At 62.5% G+C, this 20,147-nt stretch carries 21 protein-coding genes and 2 rRNA genes; all 23 read left to right on the forward strand.

The features are described 5' to 3' along the window. Positions 1 to 371 (forward strand): 23S ribosomal RNA (locus ACHFFR_RS09570); the annotation flags it as partial. A gap of 82 nt (positions 372 to 453) precedes the next feature. After that, a 5S ribosomal RNA gene (gene rrf / locus ACHFFR_RS09575) occupies positions 454 to 570 on the forward strand. 326 nt (positions 571 to 896) lie between these two features. Continuing rightward, entirely contained in the window at positions 897 to 1,916 is a 1,020-nt protein-coding gene (locus tag ACHFFR_RS09580) for a hypothetical protein (protein WP_394264037.1), read from the forward strand. Positions 1,917 to 2,002: 86 nt separating this feature from the next. Further along, positions 2,003 to 3,037, forward strand: coding sequence for a hypothetical protein (locus ACHFFR_RS09585; protein WP_394264038.1), 1,035 nt, complete (start codon positions 2,003 to 2,005; stop codon positions 3,035 to 3,037). An 11-nt stretch (positions 3,038 to 3,048) separates the two neighbouring features. Beyond that, complete coding sequence (locus ACHFFR_RS09590; RefSeq protein ID WP_394264039.1) at positions 3,049 to 4,083, forward strand: HAD-IIA family hydrolase; 1,035 nt, start codon at positions 3,049 to 3,051, stop codon at positions 4,081 to 4,083. Further along, positions 4,076 to 4,258: a hypothetical protein gene (locus tag ACHFFR_RS09595; protein ID WP_394264040.1), complete on the forward strand. Its 183-nt coding sequence runs from the start codon at positions 4,076 to 4,078 to the stop codon at positions 4,256 to 4,258. The genes ACHFFR_RS09590 and ACHFFR_RS09595 overlap by 8 nt, the downstream gene beginning before the upstream one ends. Continuing rightward, the gene (locus ACHFFR_RS09600; protein WP_394264041.1) at positions 4,259 to 5,104 is read left to right on the forward strand and encodes a TlyA family RNA methyltransferase; all 846 of its coding nucleotides are present in this window, start codon (positions 4,259 to 4,261) and stop codon (positions 5,102 to 5,104) included. After that, entirely contained in the window at positions 5,101 to 5,943 is an 843-nt protein-coding gene (locus ACHFFR_RS09605; RefSeq protein ID WP_394264042.1) for an NAD kinase, read from the forward strand. The genes ACHFFR_RS09600 and ACHFFR_RS09605 overlap by 4 nt, the downstream gene beginning before the upstream one ends. Continuing rightward, positions 5,940 to 7,646 carry a DNA repair protein RecN gene (gene recN / locus ACHFFR_RS09610; RefSeq protein ID WP_394264043.1) on the forward strand — a complete coding sequence of 569 codons (1,707 nt, stop codon included), beginning with the start codon at positions 5,940 to 5,942 and terminating at the stop codon, positions 7,644 to 7,646. Before ACHFFR_RS09605 ends, recN begins: the two co-directional genes overlap by 4 nt. Before the next feature lie 7 nt (positions 7,647 to 7,653). Beyond that, complete coding sequence (gene steA, locus ACHFFR_RS09615) at positions 7,654 to 8,832, forward strand: putative cytokinetic ring protein SteA (protein WP_394264044.1); 1,179 nt, start codon at positions 7,654 to 7,656, stop codon at positions 8,830 to 8,832. A 9-nt stretch (positions 8,833 to 8,841) separates the two neighbouring features. Continuing rightward, positions 8,842 to 9,963: a copper transporter gene (locus tag ACHFFR_RS09620; RefSeq protein ID WP_394264045.1), complete on the forward strand. Its 1,122-nt coding sequence runs from the start codon at positions 8,842 to 8,844 to the stop codon at positions 9,961 to 9,963. Next, a complete protein-coding gene (locus ACHFFR_RS09625; protein ID WP_394264046.1) occupies positions 9,963 to 10,769 on the forward strand; it encodes a hypothetical protein in 807 nt (268 codons plus the stop codon). The genes ACHFFR_RS09620 and ACHFFR_RS09625 overlap by 1 nt, the downstream gene beginning before the upstream one ends. Further along, positions 10,766 to 12,340 carry a murein biosynthesis integral membrane protein MurJ gene (gene murJ, locus ACHFFR_RS09630; RefSeq protein ID WP_394264047.1) on the forward strand — a complete coding sequence of 525 codons (1,575 nt, stop codon included), beginning with the start codon at positions 10,766 to 10,768 and terminating at the stop codon, positions 12,338 to 12,340. The genes ACHFFR_RS09625 and murJ overlap by 4 nt, the downstream gene beginning before the upstream one ends. Continuing rightward, complete coding sequence (locus ACHFFR_RS09635; RefSeq protein ID WP_394264048.1) at positions 12,340 to 12,978, forward strand: NUDIX domain-containing protein; 639 nt, start codon at positions 12,340 to 12,342, stop codon at positions 12,976 to 12,978. The genes murJ and ACHFFR_RS09635 overlap by 1 nt, the downstream gene beginning before the upstream one ends. A 214-nt stretch (positions 12,979 to 13,192) precedes the next feature. Further along, complete coding sequence (locus ACHFFR_RS09640) at positions 13,193 to 13,936, forward strand: helix-turn-helix transcriptional regulator (protein ID WP_394264049.1); 744 nt, start codon at positions 13,193 to 13,195, stop codon at positions 13,934 to 13,936. Continuing rightward, a complete protein-coding gene (gene sufB, locus ACHFFR_RS09645) occupies positions 13,936 to 15,375 on the forward strand; it encodes a Fe-S cluster assembly protein SufB (protein ID WP_394264050.1) in 1,440 nt (479 codons plus the stop codon). The genes ACHFFR_RS09640 and sufB overlap by 1 nt, the downstream gene beginning before the upstream one ends. Before the next feature lie 2 nt (positions 15,376 to 15,377). Then, positions 15,378 to 16,517, forward strand: coding sequence for a Fe-S cluster assembly protein SufD (gene sufD, locus ACHFFR_RS09650; RefSeq protein WP_394264051.1), 1,140 nt, complete (start codon positions 15,378 to 15,380; stop codon positions 16,515 to 16,517). After that, a complete protein-coding gene (locus tag ACHFFR_RS09655; protein WP_394264052.1) occupies positions 16,510 to 16,839 on the forward strand; it encodes a Rieske (2Fe-2S) protein in 330 nt (109 codons plus the stop codon). The genes sufD and ACHFFR_RS09655 overlap by 8 nt, the downstream gene beginning before the upstream one ends. A 46-nt stretch (positions 16,840 to 16,885) precedes the next feature. Further along, positions 16,886 to 17,644 (forward strand): Fe-S cluster assembly ATPase SufC, encoded by a 759-nt coding sequence (sufC, locus tag ACHFFR_RS09660; RefSeq protein ID WP_394264053.1) that lies wholly within the window; start codon positions 16,886 to 16,888, stop codon positions 17,642 to 17,644. After that, positions 17,645 to 18,958: a SufS family cysteine desulfurase gene (locus ACHFFR_RS09665; protein ID WP_394264054.1), complete on the forward strand. Its 1,314-nt coding sequence runs from the start codon at positions 17,645 to 17,647 to the stop codon at positions 18,956 to 18,958. Beyond that, the gene (gene sufU, locus ACHFFR_RS09670; protein WP_394264055.1) at positions 18,955 to 19,398 is read left to right on the forward strand and encodes a Fe-S cluster assembly sulfur transfer protein SufU; all 444 of its coding nucleotides are present in this window, start codon (positions 18,955 to 18,957) and stop codon (positions 19,396 to 19,398) included. The genes ACHFFR_RS09665 and sufU overlap by 4 nt, the downstream gene beginning before the upstream one ends. Before the next feature lie 15 nt (positions 19,399 to 19,413). Continuing rightward, positions 19,414 to 19,743 carry a metal-sulfur cluster assembly factor gene (locus ACHFFR_RS09675; protein WP_394264056.1) on the forward strand — a complete coding sequence of 110 codons (330 nt, stop codon included), beginning with the start codon at positions 19,414 to 19,416 and terminating at the stop codon, positions 19,741 to 19,743. Beyond that, positions 19,740 to 20,105 (forward strand): rhodanese-like domain-containing protein, encoded by a 366-nt coding sequence (locus tag ACHFFR_RS09680; RefSeq protein WP_394264057.1) that lies wholly within the window; start codon positions 19,740 to 19,742, stop codon positions 20,103 to 20,105. Before ACHFFR_RS09675 ends, ACHFFR_RS09680 begins: the two co-directional genes overlap by 4 nt. Positions 20,106 to 20,147: the final 42 nt, after the last annotated feature.

A 20,147-nucleotide genomic window follows, 5' to 3' on the forward strand; every position in this document is an offset into this window, starting at 1 on the left:
AGACTTCCCAAGGGTTGGGCTGTTCGCCCATTAAAGCGGTACGCGAGCTGGGTTCAGAACGTCGTGAGACAGTTCGGTCCCTATCCGCTGCGCGCGTTGGAAACGTGAGAAGGGCTGTCCCTAGTACGAGAGGACCGGGACGGACGAACCTCTGGTGTGCCAGTTGTACCGCCAGGTGCATGGCTGGTTGGCTACGTTCGGGAAGGATAACCGCTGAAAGCATCTAAGTGGGAAGCCTGCTTCAAGATAACGTTTCCTTGACACCTTGAGTGTTGGAAGGCCCCCTATAGACCATGGGGTTGATAGGCCAGATGTGTAAGCCCAGTAATGGGCTGAGCTGACTGGTACTAATTGGCCAATCACTTACCAAAACACGAATGTAACGATCTCGCATCTACTATACAATTCTGGACCACCACCCCTGCCATGGCAGGACACGGTTCCCAGATCTTTAGCGGTGGCAATAGCGGTGGGGAAACGCCCGGTCCCATTCCGAACCCGGAAGCTAAGCCCACCAGCGCCGATGGTACTGCACTCGAGAGGGTGTGGGAGAGTAGGACACCGCCGCTATCACACCTCAGTGGAGGGGGAGTGCGAACCACACGGTTCACACACCCCCTCCACTCTTTTCACACCCCAAAAAAACCCGAACGCAGGACTCTTATTGCCCGCGCAACTTTTTGCTTTCTGAGATTCGGCTTGTCGCCATGGTCTCAGGTTCGAACCGCGCTCATTGGATCACCTATCCGGTAAGCTTAACCAAGACGCACAATAGCTGTTTGAAAACTTAACCCCAGAGGAAGTCATGTCAGAAAACGAAAATTTCGAGAACGCTCAAAACGGCGAGAAGAACTCCTCGGGGTGGCAGCCTGCCGGCCGGCGTGGCCAGGGTCGCGGTGACCGCAACGATAGGCGCGGCGATCGTCGTCCAGATCGATGGGACGGTCGAGATCGTCGCGGCAATCGCGACAGTGACGGCCGACGCGACGACCGTCGTGGCAACTGGAATCGTGATGACCGGCGCGATGACCGTGGTGGCCGCGGTGGCTGGGACCGAAATGATCGTCGAGACGATCGTGGTGGTCGTGGCAACTGGAATCGTGATGACCGCCGTGATGATCGTGGTGGCCGCGGTGGCTGGGATCGCGATAACCGTCGTGATGATCGTCGCGGATCGTGGGATCGTAACGATCGTAGGGACGATCGTAGGGACGATCGTGGTGGTCGTGGTAACTGGAACCGAGATAATCGCCGTGATGATCGTCGTGGCAACTGGAACCGTGATGACCGTCGTGATGACCGTCGTGATGATCGTCGTGGTAATTGGAACCGTGATGACCGTCGTGATGATCGCCGTGGATCGTGGGATCGTAACGATCGTAGGGACGATCGTGGTGGTCGTAACAACTGGAGCCGGGACAATCGCCGCGATGATCGCCGTGGCAACTGGAACCGTGATGACCGCCGCGACGATCGTGGTAGTCGTGGTAACTGGGATCGGGATAACCGTCGTGATGATCGGCGCGGTAACTGGGACCGTAACGATCGTAGGGACGATCGTGGTGGCCGTGGCAACTGGAACCGAGACAATCGCCGCGATGACCGTCGTGGCAACTGGGATCGTAACGATCGTCGTGATGATCGCCGTGGTAGCTGGGATCGAAATGATCGTCGTGATGATCGCAGAGATGATCGCCGCGGTGGCTGGAACCGCGATGACCGTCGGGATGATCGAGCTGGTCGTGGTGGCTGGGATCGGGATAATCGTCGTGATGATCGCCGGGGTGGCTGGAACCGGGACGATCGCCGGGACCACCGGCGCGACGACCGATTCGATGGCGGCGAAGAGCGCCGCTGGAACAATCGCAACGACGTCGAAGCCAATCTCACGGACACCGATGACTACAGCCGCCTAGAGATTCCTGATTCGATTACACCTGATGATCTCGACAAAGCTGCACGCAAGCAGCTTCGTTCGCTGAACAAAGACACCGCTGACCGCGTGGCGCGCCACCTCGTGTACGCCGGCGAGATGATGGAGATTGACCCCGAGGTCGCTTATGACCATGCGCGCGCTGCCTACCAGAGCGCTGCTCGCATCGATGTTGTACGCGAGGCGCTTGGCCTCACCGCCTATGCCACGGAGCGATACTCAGAAGCACTCCGTGAGCTCCGTACCTATCGCCGGATGAGCGACGATTACACGCACGTGCCTCTCGAGGCTGACTCCGAGCGAGGGCTCGGGCGTGCTGAAAAGGCGCTGAGGTTCATTGAAGGCATTCCGCTGCAGCGGTTGAATGCGATTTCGCAGGTCGAGCTCGCGCTCGTCACGTCGGGTGCGCGTGCTGAAACGGGCGACTCCGAAGGCGGTCTTAGTGTTCTGGACAAGATCCTCATCGACAACCTTCCTGAAGAACTGGCCTCGCGGGTGCAGCTGACCAAGGCCGACCGTCTCGCTGAACTTGGCCGCGACGATGAAGCCAATGAACTTCGCGAGACCTGGCAACCGGTCTACGAAGATCAGGGTGGCGACATGATGGTGGATCTCGACGACGTGCTCGATAACATCCCGGACGAGGTCCAGGTTGACGGAGATGAGGGTGAGTACGCCGATGACTTTGGCGGCGACGAGTTTGACGGCGAAGATTTTGAGAATGCCGAGTTCGATGACGAAGACCTAGACGACGAAGAATCAGTCGACGAGGCGTCCGACGAGGATCTTGCCGATGAGGAATTCGACGAGGAGAACGCCGTCGAGCCCGTCGAAGACGAATACGTCGACGAACTGTCCGAGGCGGACTTTGAGGACGATTCCGAGGACGAGCTCGCTGAAACGGGAGCGTTCGATGTGCCGGACGAGGACGTCGTCGTTGATACGGACGAGCTGAGCGAGGCGGAGGCACTCGACAACCTCGACGAAGACGAGCTTAACCAAGCGCTCGAAGACGATCAGGACCTTGACCTGAACGAGATGGACGAGCTCGACGATCTCGACGACGAACTGGCAGACGATTTTGTCGAAGAAGACGACAACTAAGGGGAAGACCCATGCGTAACTTAGGCACGAGCGATACGCCGCTGAGCGAGGCGAGCGATTATCTCTTTCTCGATCTTGACGGCGTGTGCTATCGGGGATCAGCCCCGATTGAGAACGCGCCCGAGGGTATCGAGGCCGCCAAAGCGAACGGAAACCAGGCTGCCTTTATTACGAATAACTCCATGGCGTCGCCGCCGAACGTGGCAACGAAGTTGGGCTCGGTAGGCATCAAGGCGGTGCCGGAGGAGATCTACACGTCGTCGCGAACGGGCGTCGCGCAGACCCTAGAACATGTGCCGGCAGGATCGAAGGTGCTCGCCTTGGGAACGGAAGGGCTCTTTTACGAGCTCGAACAGGTGGACCTCGAAGTTGTTGCCTCGGCCGACGATAAACCGGACGTCGTGTTGCAGGGAATGAGCAAGGATCTGTCCTGGCGCGAGCTGTCCGAGGCGGCGCTGGCCATTCGTGCCGGTGCGCTGTACGTCGCGACGAACTTGGATGCGACCCTGCCGCAGGAGCGCGGCCAGTACCTGGGTTGTGGATCGATGGTGGCGGCCGTCGTGCACGCGACTGGCGTGCAACCGCTGTCATCTGGCAAGCCTGCTCCGGACATGTACCGGCTGGCAATGAAGGAGTCCGGTGCTACCAACCCGATCTGCGTGGGAGATCGCCTCGATACGGACATCGCCGGAGCAAACGCTGCCGATCTGCCGTCGTTGCACGTGTTGACCGGCGTGAACACTGCGCGGGATATCATGCTCGCCGCCGAATACGAGCGGCCCACCTTCCTCGGCTTGGACATGCTGGACCTCAACATTCAGATCCCCAACGTTGAGCGCGAAGGCGACGAGTGGGTGTGCGGGGAGACGCGCGTGCGCATCGATGGCGAATCGATCGTCGTCGACGGTGAAGAATTGACGACGCCGGTCCTCGCCCTGAACGCATACCGGGCTCTCGTTGGCGCGGTGTGGCACGAGATCGACGCCGGCCGCAGCCGTGAGGATTTCGACTGGTTGCCGCAGTTCACGGTGGTGAGAGATGTCTGAGCAGCTTGAGGGTTCGGCGAAAACCGCCGGACCGAAGCCGGGCGGGCAGAGCGGGCGCATTAACGTCTCGCAGACGCTCGAGGACCTTGCCTCCAAGGATCGCACCCAACAGATAGCAGACTTGGAGAAGGTGCATCAGGAGCTGACCACGCGACTCAACCGGGCGCAGGCCTAAATGGCGAAACTCATTCGCGTTGACGCCGAGCTCGTCCGTCGCAAATTGGCGCGCTCACGCGCCGAGGCGGCTGACCTTATACACGCCGGCCGGGTGTTGCTCGATGGAATGGTGGTGGCGAAACCCGCGCGCCAGATGGATCCCGCGCAGGCTCTGGTCGTGACGGAGGGCGAGCGGGACGACTACGCCTCGCGCGGCGCACACAAGCTCATCGGCGCGCTCGAATACCTCGGCGACCAGGCGCCGACGATCAAGGGAATTCGCGCGCTAGATGCGGGCGCATCGACGGGCGGCTTCACTGACGTGCTGTTACGCAACGGCGCAGCCGAGGTAATCGCCGTTGACGTCGGATACGGTCAACTCGCGTGGCGGCTTCGCGAAGATTCGCGCGTGCGCGTGATGGAACGGACGAACGTGAGAAACCTGACGCCTGACATGGTGGCGCCAGCGCCTGACCTCGTGGTCGGTGACCTCTCGTTTATCTCCCTGACGCTCGTCATCCCGCCACTGGCTCGCGTCGCTTCTGCGACGGCCGATTTCCTGCTGATGGTCAAACCGCAGTTCGAGATCGGAAAGGACCGCTTGGGCTCAGGGGGAGTCGTACGTGATACACGCGATCACGTCGAGACCGTCACGAAGGTGGCGCTGGCCGGGCGCGAAGCAGGCCTAGCTATCCAGGCGGTCGCGCCATCGCCACTGCCCGGCCCCGCGGGAAATGTCGAGTACTTTATACACATGAAGGCGGGAGGCACTGACCTTGGGGAGGATCTCGCCGAAGCGATAGACAAAGCGGTAGCGTCGGGACCGGCAGGGTCAGGGCACCCGCCAGCAAAGGAGGAGCGTTGACAGTCCGCGTCGGAATTCTCACCCACGAACACCGCGATGACGCCGAGGCGTCGGCCACCATCGCCCACGACAGGCTCGTTGCCGCTGGCGGCGAGGTCTTCTATGTGGATGAGGAGTCGAATCTCGAGGGCACTGACCTCATCCTCGTCATCGGAGGCGACGGCACGATTCTCAAGGCCGCGCAGATCGCGATGCCCTACGAGACTCCCATCCTCGGCATCAACTTCGGGCACGTGGGCTTCCTCGCGGAGGCCGATCCGTCGTCGCTACTCGACGTCGTCACGGCGATCATCAACGGCGAATGGACGGTCGACTCGCGCCTGACCATCGACGTCACCGTCACGCATCCCGATGGCAGCGCCGAAACGGGCTGGGCGCTCAACGAGGCATCGATCGAAAAGGGTCAAGATGCTCGCATGATTGAGGCGGACATTGGTGTGGACGGCCGAGGACTATCGTCGTTCAAGGCGGACGCTGTCCTGCTCTCGACGCCCACGGGCTCCACGGCCTACAGCTTCTCAGCCGGCGGCCCGATCGTGTGGCCCGACGTCGAAGCGCTGATCCTCACGCCCATCGCAGCGCACGCCCTGTTCACTCGCCCGCTCGTGGTGTCCAAGGATTCAACGCTCGAGGTGGGGATCCGCTCCGACGACGCCGTGGTCTGGCTTGACGGGCGGCGCCGGCTGTACGCTCCGGAGGGCTCGCGAATTACCGCCGTGAAGGGAAAGCATCCCGCCCGCCTCGCGCGCCTCAATGACACGCCGTTCTCCGGGCGCCTCGTCAAGAAGTTCCACCTGCCCGTCGAAGGGTGGCGAAGGGGCGCGAAGGACCAGGCGTGATCGACGAACTTCGCATCTCGAACCTCGGCGTCATCGAATCGGCGCACTTGAATTTGCGCGACGGTATGACGGCGATTACCGGCGAGACCGGCGCGGGCAAGACGATGGCCCTCACCTCGCTGTCGTTGCTCATGGGGGAGAAGGCCGACGCCTCGCGAGTGCGGGCGGGCGCTGAGCGCGCCGTCGTCGAGGGAACGTTCGTTGTGCGGGCTGACTCGCCCGTGGTTGAGATTGTTGAAAATGCTGGCGGAACGGTCGATATCGACGGCGATCGTGCGGCGATTATCGTGGCGCGGCACGTTCCGGCAGAGGGGCGTTCGCGCGCCTATGCGGGCGGGCAAAGCGTGCCGATGGCGGTGCTCACACAGATCGCTGATCATGTGGTGACCGTGCACGGCCAATCGGACCAGCTCAAATTGCGTTCGGCGAGCCAACAGCGCGCTGCGCTCGATTCATTTGGCGGGTCCGACATCGCGCAGGCGCGCGAGAGCTACAGCATCGCGTGGGAGACGCTACGCGCCGCAGAACGCGAGCTCGATGAGTTCCGCGACGGCATGAAGCAGGCCGCCTCCGAGCGCCTGGCACTCGAAGCGCTGGTCAAACGCGTGGACGCGGTCAAGCCCGAGGAGGGCGAGGAAGAGGAGCTGAAGGCGAAAGCACTCAGACTCGAGAACGTCGAAGACCTGCGGGCCGCCATGGCCGGGGCGATATCCGGGCTCGAAGGCTCGGAACACGGCGCCCCCGAGCCCGGCGCGCTGTACGCGCTTGATTCCGCCAGCCAAATGCTCCGGCAGGCGTCGGGCGCCGACGCCGAGCTTGCGGACCTTGCCGGCCAGCTCAATGACGCCTCGGTGATCGCCTCGGATGTGGCGAACGTGCTGGGAATGAAGCTCGGGGAGCTCGATGCCGATCCGGATGAGCTGAACCGCATCCATGAACGCCGTGCCGAGCTGCGCCTGCTTCAACGCAATCTTGGCATGACGATCGAGGAGATCCTCGAGCGCCGTGAATCAGCCGATGCCAAGCTCGCATCCCTCGCATCGCCAGATGAACACCTCGATGATCTCGAGATCGCGGTCAAGGATGCGAGGAGAGAACTCGCGGCTCGGGGTGCAACGCTCACGAAGCGCCGCCGGGCGGCAGGTGGCGAACTGGCCGCGCGCGTCACCCGCGAACTCCACAGCCTGGCCATGAAAGACGCCACATTTAGCGTCGGTCTCGAGCCGCTTGAGAGCCCTGCGAGCCACGGCCTTGACGACGTCGCTTTCCTTCTTGCCCCGCACCGGGGATCCCCGCACTTGCCGCTTGCCACCTCGGCGTCGGGTGGTGAAATGTCGCGCATCATGCTCGCAATCGAGACCACTCTCAACGCCAATCCGCTGCCCGATCACACGTTCGTCTTCGACGAGGTCGACGCCGGAATTGGCGGAAAGACGGCACTTTCCGTGGGTGAGAGGCTCGCGCGGGTCGCCCAATCGAGTCAGGTCCTCACAGTGACCCACCTCGCCCAGGTGGCTGCGTATGCGCACGAGCACGTCGTCGTCGCGAAGAAGTCCGAGGGCAATACCACCTCCACCGATGTCATGGTGGTCGAGGGCGAGGACCGCGTGGCTGAACTGGCCCGAATGCTCTCTGGACACGAGGAATCCGTAGCGGCACGCACGCATGCGGCTGAACTAATTCGCTCGGCCGTTGTGCCATGATGAAGTAATGGTATTTAAGCGCCGACGCCGTGATTTAGAGATCGCTGCGGACGAGCTCGGAGGAGTCGCCCGTGTCGATTCGCGTACCAAGAATCTCGTCAAGAGGCTCAGGCCCGGCGAGGTCGCCGTCATCGATCACGAAGACGTCGATCGCGTGGCAGCGGAGAGCTTGGTGGAAATCCGCCCGGCGGCGGTTCTGAACGCGGCGAAGTCGACGTCGGGGCGCTATCCCAACCTCGGCCCGCAGATTCTTGTTGAGGCGGGTATTCCCGTGGTCGACAACCTTGGCTCGGGCATCATGGATATTCGCGATGGCCACACGCTGAAGATCACTCAAGACGGCGAGGTCTTCCGCGGCGAGACGCTCATCAGCCAAGGCACGTACCAAACGCCGGAGACCATCGCCGATGACCTCATTTCCGCCAAGGCGGGTATGACCGTCCAGCTCAAGGCCTTTGCGAACAACACGATGGAGTACCTCGAGAAGGAGCAGGAGCTCATCCTCGATGGCGCTGGTCTGCCCGAGGTGAGCACCGATTTCGAAGGGCGTCACGTGCTGATCGTCGTGCGCGGTCACCAGTACAAGGAGGACCTGCGCACGCTCGGCCCCTATATTCGCGAGTACCGGCCCCTCATGGTGGGAGTCGACGGCGGGGCTGACGCGATTATCGAGGCGGGTTACGAGGTCGACGTCGTGATCGGCGATATGGATTCGGTGTCGGACGAGACTCTCAAGTCCGGCGCCGAGGTGATCGTACACGCCTACCGCGACGGCAGCGCCCCAGGGCGAAAGCGCGTTGAGGATCTGGGCATCGAGCACAAGATCTTCCCTGCCACGGGAACCTCGGAAGATATCGCGATGCTCCTGGCGGATGGTCGCGGCGCGGAAATGATCGTGGCCGTGGGCACCCACTCGAATCTCATCGACTTCCTCGACAAGGGCCGGCGGGGCATGGCCTCGACCTTCCTGACGAGGCTGCAGGTTGGCTCAAAACTCGTGGACGCACGCGGCGTCTCGCGCCTATACCGATCCCGAATTTCTAACTGGCAAATCGCGTTCCTGCTCATCGCCGGAGTGCTCGGTGTCCTGGCCGCCGTGACAGCCACGGAAGCTGGCCAGATTACGTTCGACCTCGTGCGGGTGTGGTGGTCGGACTTCGTTTTGTGGCTGAAGAATTTGTTTTAAGGTGTCATCGTGGTTGATTTCAGGTATCACTTAGTCTCACTCATTTCCGTGTTCTTCGCGCTGGCGATCGGAATCATTCTGGGCGCCGGGCCGCTGCAGAACTCGATCGGCAACGTGCTCCAGAGCCAGGTATCGGATCTGCGTTCGACCAATGAGCAGCTCAAGGTGGATAACGCCGAGCTCGAGGAATCCATGTCGCTCCAAGAGCAGGCCTTCGACGACGTCGCACCAACGCTCATTGGCGACACGTTGACGGATCGCTCCGTGGCCATCGTGGTTCTTCCGGGTGTGCCCGACGACGACGTGGCGGCGGTACGCACGCGCCTCGAAGAATCCGGCGCGACGGTCAGCGGGCGCGTGGCGATCAACGAGACGTGGACCTTGGCCTCGCAAAACTCTTTCCGCACGACGTTCGCGGATCAGATTTCGGCCTATGTGCCAAGCGCGCAGGACGACGCGGAGACGAATCAGGTTCTGGCCCTCGCACTTAACAGCGTCGTTCGTGACGGCGTGACCACGCATGACACGCTTGCCGGGCTCATGACCGGCACAGATACGCCGATGATGGCTATCGAGGGCTTGACCGAGGCGTCCGACGCCGTCGTCGTGCTGACGCCGGACGTGGAGCCCGCAACCGGTGAGACGCCCGATCCAGACGCCGAAGTCCAGCAGCAATACACGACGACGACGTACACCGCCTTGGTGACCGAGCTCGGCACGCGCGGACCGACGGTCGCGGCTGGTGCCGCGGATTCCGAAGGCGATATCGTGCGCGCGCTGCGCGATGGGGCCACCGAAGTCTCGACCGTGGATTCCATCGACCTCACCGTTGGACGAATCAACGTCCCGATTGCGGTGGCAACCGAGCTCAATGACGGCCTTATTCACCTCGGCCTCGATGCCGGAGCGCAGCGAGTGCTCGGTGAGCGTACCGAAATGCTCGCCGTCATTCCTGGGCCTGTTGAGGGCCCCACGGATAGTCCCGAGGGCGACGTCGACGCGCCGGCTGAAGACCAACCGGCCGAGGAGGAGCCCGCCGAGGGGCAACCAGCCGACGAGCAACCCGCCGAGGACGCGCCAGCCGAGGAACAGCCGGCGGACGAGCCGGCGACCGACGAGGTTGACGGATAGTGAGCGGGCTAGCCGCCGCGGCCGGATCGTTCGCGGCCCAGCAAGCGTTACGTCATTTATCCCTGCCCTCGTGGGATCGAACGAACTTCGCGGGGCACACCACCTCGCTGTCCGGCGGGCTCGATGTTATGGCAGGGCTTCTCGCCGGTAGCACCGTCGCCGGGAGAGCGGGCATCGCTCAGGGCGCTGCGCCAGCCATCGCCGCTGTGCTGGCGGCTGCCGGAGGTTACGTCGACGATCACCTCGAACAGCGATTCCCGGCAACCGGTAAGGGCTTTAAAGGGCACCTGGGCGCTCTGCGCGAAGGACGGGTGTCCTCAGGCATCGTGAAGATTGCCGCGGCCGGTGCCGGTTCCCTCGCAGCGGCTGGGCTCCTCGCACGGTCTCGCGGCAAAGACGCTCTGGGCGGCGCCGGCGAAGCCGTGTTCGACGCGGCGATTATCGCGCTTACCGCCAATCTCATGAACCTGCTGGATCTGCGCCCCGGTCGTGCCAGAAAGGCCGCAATCGCGATCGCGGCGGTTCCTGCTGCCGCTGAATCGGCGTCGGCGCGCGCAGCCATCGGAGCAGCCTCGGCGGGTATCGCCGCCGACCTTGATGGGCGCACCATGCTCGGTGACCTCGGCGCGAACGCGCTGGGCGCGCATCTGGGCGTCACTCTGGCGTGTTGCCCACCGAAGGTGAAAGTAGGCATTCTTGCCGCCCTCGTGGCGCTCAACGCCGCATCGGAGAAGGTGTCGTTCTCGCACGTCATCGAGAACACGCCGGGTCTTCGAGAGTTGGATTTGCTGGGCCGGTCGCGATGAGGGCGTCGAGGGCGCTTGCGGGCGCTGCCGGGCTCGTGGCGGCATTGACGCTCGCCTCGCGCCTCATGGGTCTCGTGCGCAAGCTTGCCCAATCCTGGGCGCTCTCCGACGGGCCGGTGGCCACCGCCTACGACACGGCCAATACCGTGCCCAACGTGCTGTTCGAAGTGGCTGCTGGTGGCGCTCTGGCGGGCGCGATCATCCCACTACTTTCGCGCTACCTGGCAAGGGGCAAGACGCGCGAGGCCGACCAAACCGCCTCGGCGTTGCTCACATGGATCGGCGTCGTGGGCGTGCCCATTGCCGTCATCGTGGCGATTGCAGCCGGGCCAATCGTATCGCTCCTCTTGCCTGACTCGGATCCGACCATCGTGGCACTCGCTGCCACACTTCTTCGCATCTTTGCGATCCAAGTGCCGCTGTATGGCCTCTCGGTGGTCACGACCGGCGTTTTGCAAAGCCACGGCCACTTCGTTCTCCCTGCGCTCTCACCACTGCTGTCGTCCGTCGCAGTGACGGCCGCATTCCTCGGATACTCGGCCATGGCGGATCCCTTCGCCAATCCCGAAGCCGTGTCGTGGGGCGCCGTCGCACTCCTAGGCTGGGGAACGACGGCGGGGGTCGCGCTGTTTTCACTGCCGCAACTCATTCTTGCCAGCCGGTACGCCCGGCTGCGCCCCACGCTCACCTTCCCGCCCGGCGCGGGCCGCCATACTGTCAGGCTCGGGCTGGCCGGACTTGCCGCGCTCATCGCTCAGCAGATTGCCATCATCTCGATCATGGTGACGGCCAACGGCCTCGGCGACGTCGGCACGTACGCCGCCTTCAACTACGCCTACGCCATGTTCATGGTGCCCTACGCCGTGCTCGCCGTTCCGATCGCAACCGTGGTGTTCCCACAGATCTCGGCGGCCGTAGGGGACAGGCTCCAGACTCTGACCGCTCGGTCCACCCGTCTCGTCTTTGCGATGGGGATGGTCTCGGCAGCGCTCCTGTTCGTCCTCGCAGAGCCAGCAAAGATCGTGCTCGAAATGGGCCGCGACATCGCCGGGCTCGATACCGCGATGCGTGCGATGGCCCTCGGGCTCGTCGGATTCTCGCTGCTTTACCACGGCGCGCGGGTGCTGTACGCGCAAGACGCTCCCGGCAGGGTCGTGGCTTCCAACTCGCTCGCGTGGGGCGTCGTCGTCGTGGCTCTCGTCATCGCCTACGCGATGGGAGTGCAGGGGCGAACCGATACGCTCAGCGCAATCGGAATTGCCATGTCGGCGGGCCTGACGATCGGGGCGCTAGCCGTGCTCGTGATGATTCGCGGGGAGCTGGGGGAGCGCGCGACGCGCGGAATAGCGCGCCTCGGGGCGATTCTTGCACCCGCGCTCGCCGTTGCGGGAGCCGGGACGCTGTGGCTTGTGAACCGCGTCCTCGACGTCGGCCACGGCTCGCTACTCAGCGCGTTCGCCGCGGCTGCGCTCGGCGGGCTGATTCTCGTCGGTACGGCTGCGGCCTGCATCTACGGCGCCGACCGCCGAGCACTTTCGAGCCTGTCGACATCCGATAGGGTGGAGGAGTGATGAAGGAGATTCGCGATACCCCAGCACCCGACCACGTCCGCGTCCGCGAGAGGATCGAGCGCTTTCGCGGCCCGATCTTCACGATTTACGACGACGAGATTGAATTTGCGTCCGGAGACGTCGCCCGGCGCCAGTGGATGAATCACGACGACGCCGTAGCGATCGTCGCGCTCAGGCCCTCCGACCACGACGAGGAGGAGTGGGACGTCCTCCTCATTCGCCAGTATCGTCATTCACCCAAGCGCATCATGTGGGAAATCCCGGCAGGCTTGTGCGACGAGCAGGGCGAGGCAGAGGTACATACGGCCGCGCGCGAACTGCGCGAGGAAACAGACTATGGCGCCTCGCGCTGGATCAGGCTCGTCAATTTCGTGACCTCGCCCGGCGTGTCGAATGAAGATCTTGGCATCTACCTCGCGCTCGACATCGAGGAGGCCCCGCTCGGCGAATTCACCCGCGAGGCCGAAGAGGCCGAGATCGTCGTGGAATGGGTCGGCCTGCACCACGTGACCGATGCCGTGATGGCCGGGCACCTGACGAGCCCCACGCTCGTTGCCGGAATTTTGGCGGCGAACGTCGCCCTTGACCGCGGGCTTGATCTCTTCGACGAAATCCATCTGCCCATCTCCGAGCAGTAGCGCAAGTCTAAGAGCGTAGTAGCGCCAAGAACTCCGTGGGCGGTGCCCTGGTGAGCTGAACCTCAGCCACCGGACATCCTTCGCAAACCCGGGAAAAGCGCGGGTCAGCGCGGTGTCCGTGTGAGAAATTCGATGCTACACACCATGGTCATGACTTGCTTATTTGGAATAAAGCAACAAAGATGTTGCTTAATAGGAAAGCGAGGTGATGTGAGTGAACAGTGATCAGGGAACATACGAACAAATTCTCCGATTAATTGTCGAACGCGGGCCTATTACGGCCGGCGACCTCGCGAAAATCCTCGTGTTGACGCCAGCGGCAGTACGCCGTCACATCGGTGTTCTCGTCAAGGACGATTACATCGAGGAATACGATGGTCCGGCGAAGGGACCTGCACGCCGCGGACGCCCCTCGCGCCAGTACGTCGCTACCGCAGAAGGCCAAAGCCAGCTCGGTCAGGGCTACTCTGACCTTGCCTCCCACGCTCTCGGATTCGTCCGCGATTCGATGGGTGAAGAAGGGCTTGAACGATTCATTCACGCCCGTGCTCGCGCGCTGGAACAGCGCTACGGCCCGATGATCGACGCCGCTGGCACCACGTCAGCAGAGCGCGCGGCGGCTCTGACCGACGCGTTGAGCAAGGACGGCTACGTCGCGACCCTGCGCCGCGGCGGACCCAACGCCCTGTCGATCCAGATTTGCCAAGGCCACTGCCCAGTGCACGAAATTGCCGAAGAATACCCGCTGCTGTGCGAGGCCGAAACGGAAGCCTTCGCCCGCCTGTTGGGCGTTCCCATCCAGCGGCTGTCAACAATTGCGAGCGGCGGACACGTGTGTACCACGAACATTCCTCTTGGCATCCCTAGAAACTTGCGAGATCGTTCGCGCAAAACCGCACGCCCTTCGGAGCGTGCTTCTACAACACCGCCCTCGGGCGGCGTCTTGGAAGGAAACTGATGACCCAAATCGCACCGGGTAAAAGCGAAGGTTTGACCCAGGAAGAAACAAGTGCCTCAATTGGCAATTACCAATATGGGTGGCATGACGAGAACCCTGAGGCGGAAGCTGCCGAAAGGGGTCTGAGTGAGGACGTTGTGCGTAGGATTTCTGCGCTCAAGGAGGAACCAGAGTGGATGCTGGAAAAGCGTCTGAAGGCTCTCAAGCTCTTCGAACGCCGCCCACTCCCCACGTGGGGCGCTGATCTGTCGGATATTGATTTCGACAACATCAAGTACTTCGTCCGCTCGACCGAGCGCGTGGCTACCTCGTGGGACGATCTTCCTGAAGATATCAAGATCACCTACGATCGCCTCGGCATCCCCGAAGCTGAGCAGCAGCGTCTCGTGGCAGGCGTGGCGGCGCAGTACGAGTCGGAGGTCGTCTACCACCAGATCCGCGAGGACCTGGAGGAGCAGGGCGTGATCTTCCTTGATATGGATACCGGCCTCAAGGAGCACCCTGAGATCGTCAAGGAATACTTCGGAACGGCAATCCCGCTTGGTGACAACAAGTTCGCCTCGCTGAACTCGGCCGTGTGGTCGGGCGGTTCGTTCGTGTATGTCCCGCCGGGCGTCCACGTCGAGATCCCGCTCCAGGCCTACTTCCGCATCAACACGGAGAACATGGGCCAGTTCGAGCGCACGCTCATCATCGCGGACGAGGGTTCATCCGTCCACTACGTTGAGGGCTGTACCGCGCCGATCTACTCCTCGGACTCGCTGCACGCGGCGAACGTCGAGATCTTCGTCAAGAAGGACGCCAAGGTTCGCTACACGACGATCCAGAACTGGTCGAACAACGTCTACAACCTCGTCACCAAGCGTGCGATGGTTGAAGAAGGCGGCCTCATGGAGTGGATCGACGGCAACATCGGCTCGAAGGTCACCATGAAGTACCCGGCCGTCTACCTTCAGGGCGAGCACGCACGCGGCGAGACGCTCTCGATCGCGTTCGCCGGCGCTGGCCAGCACCAGGAGACCGGCTCGAAGATGGTCCACAACGCGCCAAACACCCACTCGAACATCGTGGCGAAGTCGGTTGCACGTGGCGGCGGGCGCTCTGCCTACCGCGGCCTTGTTCAGGTCAACGAGAACGCTCAGCAGGCCAAGTCGTCGGTGCTGTGTGATGCGCTGCTAGTGGACACGATCTCGCGTTCGGATACGTACCCGTACGTGGACGTCCGCGTGGGCGACGCCGAGATGGGCCACGAGGCTACCGTCTCGAAGGTCTCGGCAGATCAGCTGTTCTACTTGATGAGCCGTGGCATTGACGAAACCGAAGCCTACGCGATGATTGTGCGCGGCTTCGTTGAGCCAATCGCCCGCGAACTCCCCATGGAGTACGCCCTCGAACTCAATCGCCTCATTGGACTTCAGATGGAAGGATCCGTCGGTTAAACATGACGAATACTAAGACAACCGGCTCGTCCCTTGCGGACCGCGGCCGCTCCTTTGACTTGGGAGAACACCCGATTCCTCAGGGGACGGAAGAGATTTGGCGCTTCACACCCGTGGAGCGCATGGAAGATTTCTTTGTTGATAAGACGACCGGCGTTGCCCCGGACGTCACGGTGGACGGCGAGGCTCAGTTTGAAACTGTGTCTCGCGACGACGAGAGGCTTGGCCAGACCGTTGCTCCGGAAGACCGCGTTGCGGCTCTTGCCTGGAACTCGGTCGAGCAGGCCCACGTTCTGACGATCCCCAAAGAGGTGGAGCTCGATCGCGAGGTCACCGTGAACATCACGGGAGATGGCTCGACCGACGTCGCGTCAATGCACCTCCTGATCAAGGCGGAGCTGCATTCGAAGGCGACCGTGGTGCTCAACCACACCGGCTCGGCTCGCCTCGCACAGGGCGTTGAGGTTCAGGTCGGCGACGGCGCTAACCTCACGGTCGTGTCGATCCAGGATTGGGATGACGACGCCGTTCACGTCGCCTCGCACCGCATGCGCGTGGGCCGCGACGCTTCGCTGAAGCACATCGTCGTCTCCCTGGGTGGCGATCTGGTGCGCGTCACGTCGTCGTCGGACTTTTCCGGCGAAGGCGCCGATCTCAACATGCTCGGCGCGTACTACGTGGACGAGGGACAGCACATTGAGAACCGCCTGCTCATGGAGCACAACGTGCCCAAGTGTTCGTCGAATTCGACATACAAGGGCGCGCTGCAGGGCGACGACGCGCACTCCGTGTGGGTGGGCGACGTCGTGATCCGCAAGGAGGCCGAGGGTACGGATACCTACGAGGAGAACCGCAACCTCATCCTCACGGATGGATCGCGGGCCGACTCGGTGCCGAACCTCGAGATCGAGACGGGCGAGATTGAGGGTGCTGGCCACGCCTCGGCTACCGCATACTTCGACGAGAACCAGCTGTTCTACCTGCGTTCGCGCGGAATTCCGGAGGATCAGGCACGCCGCCTGGTCGTGCGCGGATTCTTCGCCGAGCTCATCAACCAGATCGGCGTTGACTCGGTGCAGAACAAGCTCATGGAATCGATCGAAGCAGAACTCGACATCGCACTGGAGTTGCAAAATGCCTGAGTACATCGCGTGCCACGCGAGTGATGTGGAGCCAGGGAGCGTCGAGGCCGTTGCCATCGACATCCCCGGAAAGCCACTGCCGCTCGCACTGGCCGTTATTCACGCGAATAGCGGCCGCTGGTTCGCCGTCGACGATCGTTGCTCCCACGGGCGCTTCAAGCTCTCGCAGGGCGACGTCGAGGACGAGACGATCGAATGCACGCGCCATGGCTCAAGCTTCGACCTCCATACCGGCGAGGCAATGAACCCTCCGGCGTCAGCGCCGGTCAAGACCTACCAGGTGCGTGTGGACGGCGACGACGTCTACATCACCGTTGAATAGTCGATAAGAATTCGCGCACCGCGCACTAACTGAAAGAAAAGATAACGTGTCTACTCTGGAAATCAAGAACCTCCACGTGTCCGTGGAAACTCAGGACGGCCCACTTCAGATCCTCAAGGGCGTCAACCTCACCATCCACCATGGCGAGATCCACGCCATCATGGGTCCGAACGGCTCGGGCAAGTCCACGCTCGCCTACGCGATCGCTGGTCACCCCGACTACGAGATCACCGATGGTGAGATCCTCCTCGACGGTGAAAACATCGAAGAGATGGATCCGGACGAGCGTGCACACGCCGGCCTCTTCCTCGCGATGCAGTACCCGGTTGAGGTCCCTGGCGTGACCGTCACCAACTTCCTGCGCTCAGCCAAGACCGCGATCGACGGCGAGGCTCCCAAGCTGCGCACGTGGATCAAGGACATCAACACGGCGATGGACAACTTCAAGGCGGACAAGGACTGGGCGAGCCGCGACCTCAACGTCGGATTCTCCGGCGGCGAGAAGAAGCGCCTCGAGATCCTTCAGATGGAGATGCTCAAGCCGAAGTTCGCCGTTCTCGACGAGACGGATTCGGGCCTCGACGTCGACGCGCTGCGCCTCGTCTCCGAGGGCGTTAACCGCGTTCACGAGGCCAACGGTAACGGCATCATGCTCATTACCCACTACACGCGTATTCTGCGCTACATCAAGCCCGATCACGTGCACGTCTTCGTTGACGGCCGCGTTGCCGAGTCCGGCGGCCCGGAGCTTGCTGACGAGCTCGAAGCCAACGGCTACGAGCGCTTTGAGGCAGCGATCGCTTAAATGAGCACACCAGCTCCTCGCGAGGATTTCCCCGCCCTGCACAGAACCGTGCCGGGCGGGGAGACCCTCGTCTACTTAGATTCTGGCGCGACCTCGCAAAAGCCCCAGGTTGTGATGGACGCGGTTACTCACCAAGAAATGCACTCCAACGGTGCAGTCAAGCGCGGCTCGCACACTCTGGCCGCCGAGTCCACGATCGCCTACGAGAAGGCGCGCGAATCGGTTGCGCGCCTCGTGGGTGCGGACCCCGAGGAGATCGTGTGGACGAAGAATTCGACGGAGGCGCTCAACCTCATCGCCTACGTCATCGACGACATCTCGCGTGGTCGCGGCGAGGCCGTCGTGCGCGGCGGACGCAAGAAGAAGGAACGCCTGAGCGCGATCCAAGAGCGGCTGACGCTTCGCGAGGGCGATAACGTCGTCATCACCGCGGCAGAGCACCACGCTAACCTCATCCCGTGGCAGGAGCTGTGCATCCGGACGGGCGCCGAGTTGCGCTGGTTTGATCTGACCGAGGACGGCCGGATCGACGTCGCTGACGGCGTGATCGATGAGAATACGAAGGTCGTCGCGTTTACGCACGTGTCCAATGTGACGGGTGCGGTATCGCCGGTCGACGAGATCGTCGCGCGAGCGCAGGCCGTTGGCGCAGTGACGGTACTTGACGCGTGCCAGTCCGTGCCGCACATCCCGGTCGATCTCCACGCGCTCGACGTCGACTTCGCCGCGTTCTCCGGGCACAAGATGCTCGGCCCGACCGGAATTGGCGCCCTGTACGGCCGCACCGAGTTGCTCGAGGCCATGCCGCCGTTCTTGTTCGGCGGTTCGATGGTTGAGATCGTCCGCATGGATAAGACCACGTACGCCAATCCGCCCGCTCGTTTCGAGGCCGGTACCCAGCCGGTCGCACAGGTAGTGGGAATGGGCGTTGCGGCCGAATACCTCATGAACATCGGCATGGACGCGGTTGAGCGCCATGAATACGAGCTGACGAAGCGCGCGCTTGAGGGCATCACTCAGATCCCGGGCGTGCGAGTACTAGGCCCGACCAGTCCGGACCAACGCCTCGGCGTCGTCGCCTTCGACGTCGAGGGCGTTCACCCGCACGACGTCGGTCAGGTGCTGGATGCGCAAGGCTTTGCCATCCGCGTCGGACACCACTGCGCTCAGCCGATTCACCAGCACTTCGGCGTGCACGCATCGAGCCGCGCGTCGTTCGCCCCGTATAATACGGCGGAAGAAGTCGACCGTTTCCTCGAGGCGCTGGCACGTGTACGCTCGTATTTCGGCCTTGAGGACGAGGAGCTACGTTGAACGAACTTGAACAGATGTACCAAGAGATCATTCTCGACGCGGCGCGCGAGCGTTACGGCGAGGGCGAGCTCGATGATCCGGACGGCGAATCATTCCAAGTGAACCCGACGTGCGGCGACCAGGTGACCTATCAGGTCAACGTGCGTGACGGGCAGATCGCCGAGATCGCGTGGGCGGGGCACGGATGCTCCATCTCGCAGGCGTCGATCTCGATGATGAGCGAACTCGTGGAACACAAGTCGCTTGAGGACTTCGACAAGCTCTACGAGACATTCCGCCACATGATGGATACGCGCGGCAGTGAGATCTCGGACGAAGACGCCGACCTGCTCGAGGACGCGTCATCGCTCCAGGGAGTGTCAAAGTTCCCGATGCGCATCAAGTGCGCGTTGCTCGGCTGGATGGCCCTTCGCGACGCCACGAATCAGGCTACCGAATAAGGACAGGAGATCAATGTGACTGAGAATTCAACAGTTACCCCACCGACCGATGAGGACCTCGTTGAGGCGCTCAAGGATGTGATCGATCCGGAGCTGGGGATCAACATCGTTGATCTCGGCCTCCTGTACGGCATCACACTCGACGGTAACTCGGCGATTGCGGATATGACTTTGACGTCGGCGGCCTGCCCGCTGACGGACGTCATCGAGGAGCAGGCGCACCAGGCGGTGGCCGGCCTCGTGGACGACTTCCGCATCAACTGGGTGTGGCTTCCGCCGTGGGGTCCCGAGCGCATTACCGACGACGGCCGTGAGCAGTTGCGCGCACTAGGATTCAACGTATGAGGGCGCGCATCATTGGAGTGCTTCTTGCACTGTCAGCCATGTTTGGTCTTGCGGCATGTTCCGACGACGCCGACAGCGGCGGCGCCGTATCCGAGAGCGCGATCATCATCGATGTGCGCGATCAGAGCGAGTGGGACGCGGGGCATCTCGATGGCGCCGAACTCGTGCCGTGGAACACGGGGGAGTTCGCCTCGCAGGTCACCACGATGGATCCGGACGCCGAGTACCTGATCTACTGCCGATCGGGAAATCGTGCAGGTCAGGCTCAGGCTCTCATGGAGGACAACGGGTTCACGAACGTGACGAACCTTGGTTCACTCGAGGAAGCGGCTGACGAGACCGGCATCGAAATCGTCAAGTAATTTCAACACGAAGGTGGCGGGACGCGAGCGTCCCGCCAGAGA

This window comes from Trueperella sp., from assembly GCF_043424875.1.
Lineage (GTDB): Bacteria > Actinomycetota > Actinomycetes > Actinomycetales > Actinomycetaceae > Trueperella.